Below are 12,402 nucleotides of genomic sequence, written 5' to 3'. Positions count from 1 at the left end.
GCGCGGCAATGACCTTCGACTGGTGGACCCTGGGGCTTCAGACGGTCAACGTGCTGGTCCTGTTCTGGATCCTGTCGCATTTCCTGTTCCGGCCGGTCTCGGAGATCATCGCGAAGCGGCAGGCGGCGGCGATGGACGAGCTCGGCCGCGCGCGCGCCGACCGGGCCCGGGCCGAGGCCGCGCTGGCCGAGGCGCGCGCCCGCGACGACGACGTGGCGCAGCAGCGCGCAGCCCTGCTGTCGGAGGCGCAGGAGGGCGCGGAACGGGCGCGGCAGCACCTGCTGGAGGAGGCTCGTCAGGAGGCTGCCGGATTGCGCGCCGGGGCCGAGGCGGAGGCCCGCCGCCTCCGGCGCGAGGCCGAGGCCGCGATGCAAGACGCCGCCGCCGATCTGGCCGTGGAGATCTCGCAGCGGCTGCTGGCGCGGCTGCCGGGCCCGGGCGCTTCCGCAGGGTTCATCGACGGGCTGGCGAAGGCCGTGGCGGAGCTGCCGGAGCAGACGCGGCAGGGGCTCGGCGCGGCCGGCCCGGTCGCGATCCGGGCAGCCTGCGCTCTTGGCCCCGAGGAGACGCGCGCGCTGGCGGACCGGCTCGCGGCGGTGCTGGGCCGCGAGGTCGCGCTTTCCGTCAGCGTCGATCCCGCGCTGATCGCCGGGCTGGAGCTCGACGCGCCCCATGCCGTCGTGCGCAACCATTTCCGCGCCGATCTCGACCGCATCCGGCAGGAGCTCGGCGCGCATGGCTGAGCAGGATCCCCCCGCCGCCTGGCTCCGCCGCAGCCGCGCCGCGCTGGCCCGGACCCGGCTGGAGCCCGAGGCGGAGCCCGTCGGGCGGGTCATCTCGGCGGCCGACGGGATCGCGCGGATCTCGGGCCTTCCGGACGCGCCCCTGGGGGCGCTCCTCGCCTTCGAGGGCGGCCAGGCGGGCTTTGCCCAGGCGCTTGACGAGACCGAGATCGCCGCCGTGCTCTTCGACGGGATCAGCGGGATCCGGGCCGGCAGCAAGGTCGCCGATACCGGCGATGTCGTGCGGGTGCCGGTCGGCGACGCGCTTCTCGGGCGCGTGCTCGACCCGCTGGGACGGCCCATCGATGGCGGCGTCCCGCCCGCCGCCGCGCAATGGCTGCCGGTCGAGCGCCCCGCCCCCGGGATCATCGAGCGCGCGCTCGTCTCCGAGCCGATGATGACCGGCGTGCTGGCCGTCGACAGCCTCTTCGCGCTCGGCCGCGGACAGCGCGAGCTGATCGTCGGCGACCGGGCGACCGGCAAGACCGCGCTCGCGGTCGAGGCGATCATCAACCAGAAGCATTCGGACGTGCTGTGCATCTACGTGGCCGTCGGCCAGCGCGCGACGGCGGTGGAACGGGTCATCGCCGCGGTGCGCGCCCACGGCGCCCCCGAGCGCTGCGTCTTCGTCGTCGGCAGCACCGGCAGCGCGCCCGGCCTGCAATGGATCGCGCCCTTTGCCGGGATGACAATGGCCGAAGCCTTCCGCGACACGGGCCGCGACGTGCTGATCGTCATCGACGACCTGACGCGCCATGCCGAGACCCACCGGGAGCTGGCGCTGCTGACCCGCCAGCCGCCGGGCCGCGAGGCCTATCCCGGCGACATCTTCTATCTGCATGCCCGCCTGCTGGAGCGCGCGGCCAAGCTCCCGCGCGAGGTGGGCGGCTCGATCACCGCGCTGCCGATCGCCGAGACCGATGCGGGCAACCTCTCGGCCTACATTCCGACCAACCTGATCTCGATCACCGACGGGCAGATCGTGCTGGAGTCGCGCCTCTTCGCGGCGAACCAGCGCCCGGCGGTGGATGTCGGCCTGTCGGTCAGCCGCGTCGGCGGCAAGGCCCAGGCCCCCGCCCTGCGCAGCGTGTCGGGCCGGGTGCGGCTCGACTACGCGCAGTTCCAGGAGCTCGAGATGTTCACCCGCTTCGGCGGCATCTCCAGCACGCGGGTCAAGGCGCAGATCGCGCGCGGCGAGTGCATCCGGGCGCTGCTGAAGCAGCCGCGCTATGCCGGGCTGCGGCTGGCCGACCAGGTCGCGCTGCTGGCGGCGCTGGCCGAGGGGCGGCTCGACGCGCTGTCGGGGGACCAGCTGGCAGAGCTCCGGCGGCGCCTGCCGGCCCGGCTCGACAGCCAGGGCGCCGGGGCCCTGGCGCGGGTGCAGGAGACCGGCCAGCTGGACGATGCGGACCGGGCGGAGCTGGTCGCGCTGGTCTCCGGCCTCGCGCGCGAGCTCGGCGGGGAGGCCGCGCCATGAGCGGCACCCTTCCGGATGTCGAGGAGCGGATCGGCACCATCCGCAAGCTTTCGGCGGTGATCGGCGCCATGCGCGGCATCGCCGCCTCGCGGCTGCAGGACGCCCAGCTCCATGCCGGGGCGATCCGGCTCTATGCGGACACGATCGGCGCGGCGATCGGCCAGGCCCTGGCCTTCCCCGTCGCCGAGCCGGAGGCGCATTCCGGCGCGCCGCCGGGCGGCGCGCTGCTGATCCTGCTCTGCGCCGAACAGGGCTTCTCCGGCAGCTTCTCCGCCCGCATCCTGGAAGCCGCGCAGGACGCGATCCGGGCCGCTCCGGGCCCGGCCGAGGTCCTGCTGGTCGGCGACCGCGGACTGCTCGTCGCCCATGAATACGGGATCGAGACGGGCTGGACCGCGCCGATGATCGCCCATCCCGCGGGCGCCGCCGAACTCGCCGACCGGATCGCCGGGGCGGTGTTCGAGCGCATCTCGGCCGGACGCGACCCGGCAGTGTCGATCCTGCATGCCGCGCCCGGCGGCGAGAGCGGCTACACCCTGGTGCGCCGGCAGCTCGTCCCCTTCGACTATTCCCGCTTCCGGCGTCCCGGAGGCAAGCCGCTGCCGCTGACCGGGCTCGGCGCCGGGGAGCTGCTGGCGCGGCTGGTCGAGGAATACGTCTTCGCCGAGATCTGCGAGGCGCTGATGCTGTCATTCGCCGCCGAGAACGAGGCCCGCATGCGGGCGATGATCCTGGCCCATGACAATGTGGACGGATCGCTCGAGACGCTCACCGGACAGGCGCGGCGGCTGCGCCAGGAGGCGATCACCGAAGAGATCATCGAACTGTCGGCGGGCAGCCTGCCGCGGCGCTGAACATCAGCCAAAGCCGAGCGGATCCCGGCGCAAGCTGGCCGGGCCGGCGCCTTTGTCCGCCATCTCTGCGCCGGACCAGGTCCAGGGCCACAGCTGTCGGCGCCCAAGCCATGCCCCCCCGCCGGGCGTCGCGGGCCGGTGCCGGGCGGAGGCAAATCGCCCGTTCCGATTTCAACCTCAGGCTGTACATATACCACTATTATAATTCCAATGACGCAGGTCAAGGCGGCCGCCCGGGCGGCGCGGCTAGCATCACCGGCAGGCTGCAACGGAGGAGCCGCCGCGGCGGCACAAGGGCGGGGAGGCCGAGATGCCGAAAATCGATCATGCGCCGGCGCGGCGGATCAAGGACTTCGTCCGCGCCGTGAGGACGTCGGGGCTCTATCCCCAGAACCCGGTCGTCAACAGCGCCACGACAGAGCCGGTCGTCTGGGTCGGCGGGCGCGACCACCTGCTCTTCTGCTCGAACAACCTGCTGGGCCTGTCGAACCATCCCGGCGTGCGCGAGGCCGCCGCCAAGGCGCTGGACCGCTACGGGCTGGGATCGGGCGGCTCGCGGCAGATGGCGGCCAATATCGACGTCCACCGCGCGCTGGAGGAGCGCATCGCCGAATTCCTCGGCCAGGAGGACGCGATCTGCTTTGCCGCGGGCTACATGGCCAATGTCGGCAGCGTCCCGGCGCTGATGAAGCTCGACCGCTACCTGGAGATCGACCAGGTCAAATCCGTGGCGCCGATGGAGCCCGGCTGCGGGCCGGGCTGGGAGATCTTCAGCGAGGAGCTGAACCATGCCAGCCTGGTCGACGGCGTGCGGCTGGCCCGGGCCGAGGTCAGCCGCTTCCCGCACCGGGACATGGCGGCGCTGGCCGGATTGCTGGAGGCGTCGGAGGCGCCGTCGAAATTCATCGTCAGCGACGGGGTCTTCAGCATGGACGGCGACATCGCGCCGGTCCCCGAGCTCGCGGCGCTGGCGCGCGAGCATGACGCCATGCTGATGATCGACGACGCCCATGGCGTCGGCATGCTGGGCCAGGGCGGCCGCGGCAGCCTCGAGCATCTGGGCGTCGGCACGGAGGAGGTCGATCTGCAGATGGGCACCTTCACCAAGGCCTTCGGCGGCATCGGCGGCTATGTCGCCGGGGATGCCGAGCTGGTCGACTTCCTGCGGATCTCGGCGCGCACCTACATCTTCTCGGCGCCGCTGCCGCCCTCGATCGCCGCCGGAGTGGCGGAGTCCATCGACATCGCCGAGCGCGAGCCCTGGCGGCGGGAGAAGGCGCTGGAGAACGCCGCCTTCTTCCGCCGCGAGGCGAACGCGCTCGGCTATGACACGCTGGGCAGCGCGTTCCATATCGTGCCGGTGCTGATCGGCGGCGAGGCAGAGGCGGCGGAGGCCACGCGGCGGCTGCGCCATCGCGGCATCGTCGCGCCGCATGCCCGCTTTCCGGCCGTTCCCCTGGGCCGCGCGCGGATCCGCTTCGTGATGACCTGCCAGCATGACCGCGAGCAGATCGGCTACCTGCTCAAATGCCTGGCCGAGCTGCGGCAGGCGGACTGAGATGGCGCCGGGATCGCCCCGTCCCGTCGCGCTGGTGACCGGCGCCTCCTCCGGCATCGGGGCGGGCTTTGCCCGGGCGCTGGCGGCCCGCGGGCACGACCTGGCGCTGGTGGCGCGGCGCGAGGCGCCGCTGCGGGAGGTCGCCGGGACGCTGGAGCGCGCGCATGGCATCCGCGCCCATTGCCTGCCCGCCGATCTGGCCCGGCCCGGCGCCCCGGAGGAGATCGCCGCCGGGCTGGCCGCGCGCGGGCTTGCCGCCTGCCTCCTGGTGAACAATGCGGGCTTCGGCGTGCCGGGGATGCTCTGCGACGTCCCCTGGGAGCGGCACCGCGCGACGATCGAGGTGATGGCCGCCGCCCCGGTCCGGCTCTGCCATCTGCTGGCCCCGGCGATGATGGCGGCCCGCTCGGGGCGGATCGTCAATGTCTCCTCGCTCTCGGCGCTGCTGCCGCCCCATGCCGGGGGCACGCTCTACTATCCGGTGAAATCCTTCCTGCTGCAGTTCTCGCTGGCCTTCCACGCCGAGATGCGCCCGCATGGCGTGCATGTCACCGCGGTCTGCCCGGGCTTCACCGCCACCGGGTTCCGGGCGGCGGCGGGCGGCACGGTGGAGTCGGTCGCGGTGCCGCGATGGCTGTGGTCGGAGCCCGCCGACGTCGCGGCCGCCGCGCTGCGCGCCGTGGCCGCGAACCGCCCGGTCTGCATTCCCGGCCTCTTCAACAAGATGGTGGCCGTGGCCTTCAAGCTCGCCCCGGCCGCGCTCGGACGCCGGATGGTGCGGGGCTGAGGCTTCAGAACACGTCCGCCGCGCTGGCATGGAGCGGCCCGGCCTCGAGCCGCCGGATCTGCCCGGGCGCCATCCCGGCCACGTCGAGCCGCAGCACCGCCGACCCCGCCATCGCCCGCGACAGCAGCCCGCGGCGTCCATGGCGCAGGAGACGCCCCAGAACGGGCGAGCGGCGGTCCATCAGGATCAGCCCGACCTTCGCCCCCGCCCGCGCCAGCGCCGTTCCGGCCACGGCGAGGACGTCCGCCTCCCGCCCCGGCTCGGCGAGGATATTGCCGAAGCGCAGCACCGGCAGGTCCGAGAGGTCGAGCGCCCTGCGCAGCACCGGCACGCGCGGCAGCGCCCGCAGAAGCAGCCAGCCCGCCGCGCCCGGCATCGCGGTCACCGACCAGCGCAGGACCTCCGCCTGCAGCCCGGCGGCGATCCGGCCGTCGCGCAGCGCGACGAGGTAGTCCTGCGGCCGCAGCGACAGCGGGAAATCGGTCAGCTCGTGCCCGGCATAGAGCGCCTCCAGCCGCGCCGTCACCTCTGCCGCCTCGCCGGGCGCGAGCGGCCGCACGGCGGGGTCCGGGCGCGGATGCAGGCGGCTGAACAGCACCAGCGGGAACTCCGCCTCGAGCGCGTGGCCGATCCGGTCGGAGATCCGCAGCGAAAAGGCGGTGCCCGCCTCGACATAGGCAAAGCCGAACCCCGCCCCGGGCAGCTCGGCCTCGCAGGCGGCGCGCACCAGCTCCGCCAGCCGCCCCGCGATCCCCTCGCCCTGCCGGTCGGGCCGCGTCGCGGCCATGACGAAATGGAAGCCCGGGACCCACTCGCCCGCGATCCGCTTGCGGCAGCGGTCGAGCACCATGACCGCGATGTCCGTCCCGTCCTCGCGATGGACGAAGAAGGCCGGGTCGCGCAGCCGCGCCAGCTTCTCCGCGATCCCGGGGATGCGGTAGCGCGTCGCGCCGCTGCCCCATTCGGTGGCGGCCAGCAGCGCCAGCGTCTGCGCCGAGGGCGCGGGCTCGCAGATCACCGCCGCGCCGCCGGCCGGATCGGCCCAGAGCGGCTCTGCGCCCGTCATGTCCCGCCCTCCGTCTCCATCTGGCCGAGCGCCCGTTCCAGCCCCGCGAGGATCGCCGGGTCCGAGATCACCCGCGGCACCTTGGCCTGCCCGCCCGCCCGCGCCCCGAGCCAGCGCGCGAAACCGCCCGGCGGCACGAAGCGGACCCGCGGCGCGGCAAGCGCATAGCCGTTCTCGCGGAGCTCGGCGTAATCGTCGTTCCGGACGATCAGCGCGCGGTCGAGCGCGGCGGCAAAGGCCTCCGCCTCCGCCGGGCCGGGCAGCCGGTCGAGCTCCGCCAGGACGAGATGGCGCCGCGGCCCCGCCCCGCCCTGCAGGATGCCCGAGACGGTGAAATCGGTGACGCTGCGCCCGGCGGCGCGCGCCGCCGCCGCGACCGCCGCGACGAGGTCCGGCTCCGCCAGGTGCTCGCCGATCATCGAAACCGAAGAGGAGGTGCGCCCGCGCACCAGGATCCGCGGCGGGTCGAGCGTGACGAAGCGGACGGCATCGCCCGGCAGATAGGCCCAGAGCCCGGCCGCAGTGGAGATCGCCATCGCATAGTCGATGCCGGTCCGCGCCGTGCCGATCCAGTCGCGCCGCGGCTGCGGGCGGCCGAGCTCCTCCAGCGGCACGAATTCGTAGAAGATGCCGCCGTCGAGCAGCAGCCTCAGCCCCTCTCCGTCGCCGCGATCGGCATAGGCGAAGAAGCCCTCGCTGGCGGAATAGGCCTCGCGCGTCTCGGCCCGGCTGCCCGCCAGAAGCGCCGCGAAACTGTCGCGGTAGGGCGCGAAATCGACCCCGCCATGGGCGATCAGCTCGAGCCGCGGGAACCAGTCGGCGAGCGTGCTGCCGCCCGCCTGGCGCGCGACCTCGCGCAGGAAGAGCAGGCTCCAGTTGGGCGAGCCGCCGAGAAAGCGCAGGTCGGCCCCGAGCGCGACCGGAGCGAGGCGGCGGATCTTCTCGCCCCAGTCGGAAATCGCCGCGATCTCCGGCGGCGGCAGGAGCCGGCCGCGCAGGAACCGCGGCGCCATCGCGGCGGTGATCGCGCTGACCGCCCCCGCCTCGACCCCCGGCGCGCGGCTTTCCAGCCCGGTCGGACCGACTAGCCCCAGCGCGGCCCCGCCCAGCACCCGGCTGGCGGGACGGGCGGCGAGGTGGAAGGCCAGCAGGTCGAAGAAGCCGAGCGCGGCGGCGCGGCGCATCTGCGGGGTATAGGGGATGTGCTTCGAGCGCCCGGTCGCGGTGCCGGAGGTCAGCGCGAAGACCCCGATCCGCCCCGGCCAGCTGACATCCTCGAGCTGGGGAAAGGACGGCTGCCACCATTCCTGCCAGAACGCGTCGAACCCGCGGAGCGGCACGCGGGCCGCATACTCCGCCGGCGTGGCGATCGCGTCGAAGCCATGCGCCCGGCCGAAGCGGGTCCCGGCGGCCCGGCGCAGCAGCCGCCGCAGCAGCCGTGCCTGGACTGCCGCCGGATCGAGCCGCGCCAGCCGGGCCCGCCGCAGGCGCGCATAGGCCCTGAGGGCCGGCGTCGGGTCCAGCCGCCATCCGTGTTGCCTCGCCGGTGCCATGGCAGACATCCGGTCCTCCCTTCCGGCGCGCCGCCGCCCTACCGGCCCGCCCTCCCATCTTGCCGCAACGCCGCCACCCGCGTCATCCCCGATCAGCGCCGGAGGCGGCGGATTTGAGGAAGGGCCCGTGCCTGCGCGCGGAACGGCCCGACCGGCTTTCCCTGCGGTCCCAGGGCTCAGATGCGCACGGACAGGGTGAAGTGCGCCGTCCGCCCGCGGGCCGGGGCAGAGCAGGCATCCCGGGCCGGAACGGGCATGGCCGCGCAGCGATGCGCGCGGCAGGCCGCCGGCCCGTATGTCCCCCGCACCGGGAGACGCGGCGGGCCATTGGCAGAGCGCCGGAAAGCCTGTTCGGCCGCGGAGCTCGGGCGCAATGCCGGGAAGCGGGGCTTCCGGGCGGCTGGACTTGCTCAAATCAGGCAGCCTTGGTCGAATCCGGAACGATTTCCTCCTGGGCGACGTCCCGGGACCCAATTTTCATCAACCTGCGCGTGGCACTTGCCGTCCCTGCCGGGAGTGCCCCGTCCCAATGGACACCCGGCCGGCCGGTACCTCGGGGAACGGGACAGAAATCACGCCGGGGGCGAGGCTGCCCTTTCACGGAGGCCGAGAGCCAACCGGCTCCAGCCGCCGGACCCGGATGCCGGCCACCTCTGCCGCGACTGCGCCCGGCGCCGGTTCCCGATGCGCGCCCGGCGCCGATATGGTAGTCTCGGGGCAGCGTCTGCATCCGGCGCCCCCGGCGCCGCATGCGGCACCGGCATGGGAGGACCGGAAATGAAGCCAGTGATACTGCTTGTGGGACGTCTTCCGGCAGTGGTCGAAACCGTGGCGCGCGAGCTCGAGGATCTGCCCGTCCAGTGGCTTGGCGCGCATGACCGCGACGAGGTCGCGGCCCAGCTCGAGCGCGAGCCCGGCATCGCAACTGTCGTGATGGGGGCGGGGCTCGACGACCGGACGCGCGGCGAGCTGATCGGCGTGATCGCGTCGCGCCGCCCCGATCTGTGCATCCACCTGAAGGACCGCGCCTCGGGACCCGGCGGGATGGCGGCCTTCGTCCGGCGCGTGCTGCACGCGGAGCGCCTGGCCGAACCGGCCTAGCCGCGCCGCCATCCGTTGCCGTGGCCCCCCTGTCGCGGCAACAGGCGGCCCCCGGACCCGCGCAAAAGGCGGGCCCGGCGCGGCACGCGGTTGACCCATGTCAGGGCGGTCCCGGCGATCTGCGCTAGGCTCGGACGCGGGAGGGACAGCGGCATGACCGCAGAGGGCGCAGAGATCATCCGCGCGGCGGGCCTCGGCAAGGTCTACCGCAGCGGCGCGCTGGAGGTGCAGGCGCTCGGCGGCGTGGATTTCGCGGCGCGGGCGGGGGAATTCGTCGTCATCCTCGGCCCCTCGGGCTCGGGCAAGTCGACCTTCCTCAATATCCTCGGCGGGCTCGACACCGCCTCCTCGGGCCATGTCTGGTTCCGCGATGCCGAGCTGACCGCGATGAGCGAGCGCGGCCTGACGCTCTACCGCCGCGACCATGTCGGCTTCGTCTTCCAGTTCTACAACCTCGTCCCCAGCCTGACCGCGCTGGAGAATGTCGCCCTGGTCACGGAAATCGCCCGCGATCCGATGCCCCCCGCCGAGGCGCTGGAGCTGGTCGGGCTCGGCCCGAGGCGCGGGCATTTCCCGGCGCAGCTCTCGGGGGGCGAGCAGCAGCGCGTCGCCATCGCGCGGGCCATCGCCAAGCGGCCGGAGCTCCTGTTCTGCGACGAGCCGACCGGCGCGCTCGACAGCGTGACCGGGGTGCGGGTGCTCGAGGCGCTGGAGGGCGTCAACCGCGCCACCGGGGCGACGACGCTGGTCATCACCCACAATGCCGCAATCCGCGAGATCGCCGACCGCAGCCTGCGCTTTGCCGACGGTCGGATCGTCGAGGAGATCGCCAACAGCACGCGCAAGGCGCCGGCGGAGGTGTCATGGTGATCCCGCCGCTGCGCCGCAAGGTCCTGCGCGACCTGCGCCGCCTCTGGGCGCAGGCGCTGGCCATCGCGGCGGTGCTCGCGGCCGGGGTCGCGACCATGATCCTGGGCACCGGCGCGCATGACGCGCTGTCCCAGACGCGCGACCGCTACTACGAGCAGAACCGCTTTGCCGATGTCTTCGCCGATCTGACCCGCGCGCCGCTGGCGCTCCTGCCCGAGGCCGCGGCGATCGACGGCGTGCTGGCGGCCGAGGCGCGGATCGTCCGGCTGGGGCGGCCGGAGCTTCCGGGCCAGTCCGCCCCGGCGGCGATGATGCTGGTCTCGCTGCCCGCCGCGGAGGGGCTGAACCAGCTCCACCTGCGCCGCGGGCGGCTGCCCGACCCGCAGTCGGACCGCGAGCTGGCCCTCTCCGAGAGCTTCGCCGCCGCCCACCAGCTGGGTCCCGGCTCCGTGCTTGCGGTCGTGCTCGACGGGCGGCGGCTGGATTTCACCGTCACCGGCACGGCGCTTTCGCCGGAATACATCTATGCGCTGGGACCGGGCGAGATGATGCCCGACCCGTCGCGCTTCGGCATCGCCTGGCTGCCGCGCGCGCCGCTGGCCGCGGCGGCCGACATGGAGGGCGCCTTCGACAGCCTGGTGCTGAAGCTCGCCCCCGGCGCGTCGGAGACGCGGGTGATCGCCGCGCTCGACGGCCTTCTCGCCCGCTATGGTGGCACCGGGGCGATCGGGCGCGCAGACCAGATGTCCCATGCCTTCCTCGATGCCGAGCTGCGCCAGCTCGGCGCCATGGCCCGCGTGCTGCCGCCGATCTTCCTCGCGGTCGCCGCGATGCTGGTCAACATGACGATGTCGCGGCTGATCGCGCTGGAGCGCGAGCAGATCGGGCTCTTGAAGGCGCTCGGCTACAGCCGCCGCGCAATCGCCGGGCACTACATGGAATTCGTCCTGGCGATCGCGCTCGCCGGCATCCTGATGGGCTTCGCGGCGGGCGCCTGGCTGGGCGCGGGGATGGCGCGGCTCTATGCCGAGTTCTTCTCCTTCCCCTTCCTGGTCTTCACCCGCGACCCGCAGATCTACGCGCTGGCGGCGCTGATCGCCCTGGCGGCCGCGGCGGCGGGCGCGCTGCGGGCGGTGCGTGCCGTCGCCGCGCTGCCCCCGGCGGTGGCGATGGCGCCGCCCGCCCCGCCGGCCTACCGCCAGCGCCCCGGCTGGCTCGCCACCCTCCTGCCGATGCGGCAGAGCCTGCGGATGGTGGCGCGGCACCTTCTCCACTGGCCGCTGCGCACCGCCTCCGGCATCCTCGGCGTCGCGATGGCGACCGCGATCCTGATCGCCTCGCTCTGGACCTTCGGCTCGGTCGAGCAGATGATCGACGTCACCTTCCATCGCGGCGAACGGCAGGATGTCCGGCTCAGCTTCGCCACCGCGCAGGGGCCGGGCGCGCTCGACGATGTCCGCCACCTGCCCGGCGTGATGGCCGCCGAGCCCTTCCGCAGCCTGCCCGCCCGGATCTCCGCCGGGCCGCGCGCCAAGCGCATCTCGATCGAGGGCCGCCCGGCAGAGCCACGGCTCAGCCGCGTCCTCTCGCCGGATCTGCGGCCCATGACGATGCCCGGCACCGGGCTGATCCTCAGCGAGGCGCTGGCCGAGGCGCTGCAGGTCCGCCCCGGAGAAGAGGTGACGGTCGCCTTCCTCGACGGCCGCCGCCGGACGGTGCAGCTGCCGGTCAGCGGGCTCTCAGTCGGCTATGTCGGGCTCGGCGCGGCGATGGAGATCACCGCGCTGAACCGCGCGGCCGGCGAGGGCGCGCGGCTTTCCGGCGCCGTGCTGCAGCTCGACCCCGCCGGGCAGGAGGCCTTCTTCGCCGCCGCGCGCGCCGCGCCCGAGACCGGGCTCCTGTCGGTGACATCGCTGGCGCTCGCGCGGTTCCGCGCCACCCTGGCCGAGAACCTGGCCGTGATGATCAGCGTCTATGTCGGGCTCGCCGCGACGATCGCCGCCGGGGTGGTCTACAACCTGGCCCGCATCGCCCTGTCCGAGCAGGGGCGCGAGCTTGCCAGCCTGCGGGTCCTCGGCTTCACCAGAGCAGAGGTCGCCGCCATGCTCCATGCAGAGCTGGCCATCGTGGTGCTGGCCGCGCAGCCGCTCGGCTGGGCGATCGGCCATGCCATGGCGCGCGCCATGGCCGCCGCCTTCGCCTCGGATCTCTACCGGGTGCCCTTCGTCATCGGGCGCGAGGTCTACGCCACCGCCAGCCTCGCCGTCTGCGCCGCCGCGCTCCTCTCGGCGCTGGCGCTGCGCCGGCGGATCGCCCGGCTCGACATCATCGGCGTGCTGAAGACAAGGGAGTGA

General features: G+C 73.8%; 10 protein-coding genes. 8 read left to right on the top strand and 2 right to left on the bottom strand.

The genetic code is table 11. From position 1 onward, the window contains the following. Window positions 1-8: 8 nt before the first annotated feature. The 5 genes from FGX59_RS10960 (at window position 9) to FGX59_RS10940 (ending at window position 5,458) form a co-directional block, all read left to right on the top strand. Entirely contained in the window at window positions 9-743 is a 735-nt protein-coding gene (locus FGX59_RS10960; protein WP_138466579.1) for a F0F1 ATP synthase subunit delta, read from the top strand. After that, on the top strand, window positions 736-2,259 hold the full coding sequence (locus tag FGX59_RS10955; RefSeq protein WP_138466578.1) for a F0F1 ATP synthase subunit alpha: 1,524 nt from the start codon (window positions 736-738) through the stop codon (window positions 2,257-2,259). The genes FGX59_RS10960 and FGX59_RS10955 overlap by 8 nt, the downstream gene beginning before the upstream one ends. Further along, on the top strand, window positions 2,256-3,113 hold the full coding sequence (locus FGX59_RS10950) for a F0F1 ATP synthase subunit gamma (protein WP_138466577.1): 858 nt from the start codon (window positions 2,256-2,258) through the stop codon (window positions 3,111-3,113). The genes FGX59_RS10955 and FGX59_RS10950 overlap by 4 nt, the downstream gene beginning before the upstream one ends. Before the next feature lie 310 nt (window positions 3,114-3,423). Then, window positions 3,424-4,671, top strand: a complete 1,248-nt coding sequence (locus FGX59_RS10945; protein ID WP_138466576.1) for a pyridoxal phosphate-dependent aminotransferase family protein — start codon at window positions 3,424-3,426, stop codon at window positions 4,669-4,671. 1 nt (window position 4,672) lies between these two features. Then, window positions 4,673-5,458, top strand: coding sequence for an SDR family oxidoreductase (locus FGX59_RS10940; protein ID WP_171060606.1), 786 nt, complete (start codon window positions 4,673-4,675; stop codon window positions 5,456-5,458). A gap of 4 nt (window positions 5,459-5,462) precedes the next feature. On the opposite strand, the gene FGX59_RS10935 is transcribed toward FGX59_RS10940, so the two are convergent. Together FGX59_RS10935 and FGX59_RS10930 are read right to left on the bottom strand one after the other, a co-directional pair. Beyond that, the gene (locus FGX59_RS10935; protein WP_138466574.1) at window positions 5,463-6,524 is read right to left on the bottom strand and encodes a hypothetical protein; all 1,062 of its coding nucleotides are present in this window, start codon (window positions 6,522-6,524) and stop codon (window positions 5,463-5,465) included. Next, a complete protein-coding gene (locus FGX59_RS10930; protein WP_171060605.1) occupies window positions 6,521-8,077 on the bottom strand; it encodes a GH3 auxin-responsive promoter family protein in 1,557 nt (518 codons plus the stop codon). Before FGX59_RS10930 ends, FGX59_RS10935 begins: the two co-directional genes overlap by 4 nt. Before the next feature lie 777 nt (window positions 8,078-8,854). Between FGX59_RS10930 and FGX59_RS10925 the strand changes: the two genes are divergently transcribed. The 3 genes from FGX59_RS10925 to FGX59_RS10915 all read left to right on the top strand — a co-directional run bounded on the left by FGX59_RS10925 (window position 8,855) and on the right by FGX59_RS10915 (window position 12,402). Then, window positions 8,855-9,178, top strand: coding sequence for a hypothetical protein (locus FGX59_RS10925; protein ID WP_138466572.1), 324 nt, complete (start codon window positions 8,855-8,857; stop codon window positions 9,176-9,178). A gap of 153 nt (window positions 9,179-9,331) precedes the next feature. Beyond that, window positions 9,332-10,048: an ABC transporter ATP-binding protein gene (locus FGX59_RS10920; RefSeq protein WP_138466571.1), complete on the top strand. Its 717-nt coding sequence runs from the start codon at window positions 9,332-9,334 to the stop codon at window positions 10,046-10,048. After that, a complete protein-coding gene (locus tag FGX59_RS10915; RefSeq protein ID WP_138466570.1) occupies window positions 10,042-12,402 on the top strand; it encodes an ABC transporter permease in 2,361 nt (786 codons plus the stop codon). The genes FGX59_RS10920 and FGX59_RS10915 overlap by 7 nt, the downstream gene beginning before the upstream one ends.

It is taken from the genome of Poseidonocella sp. HB161398 (assembly GCF_005870025.1).
GTDB lineage: Bacteria > Pseudomonadota > Alphaproteobacteria > Rhodobacterales > Rhodobacteraceae > Mangrovicoccus.
Note: the sequence above shows the minus strand (reverse complement) of the source record. Positions and strands in the feature narration are given on the sequence as shown.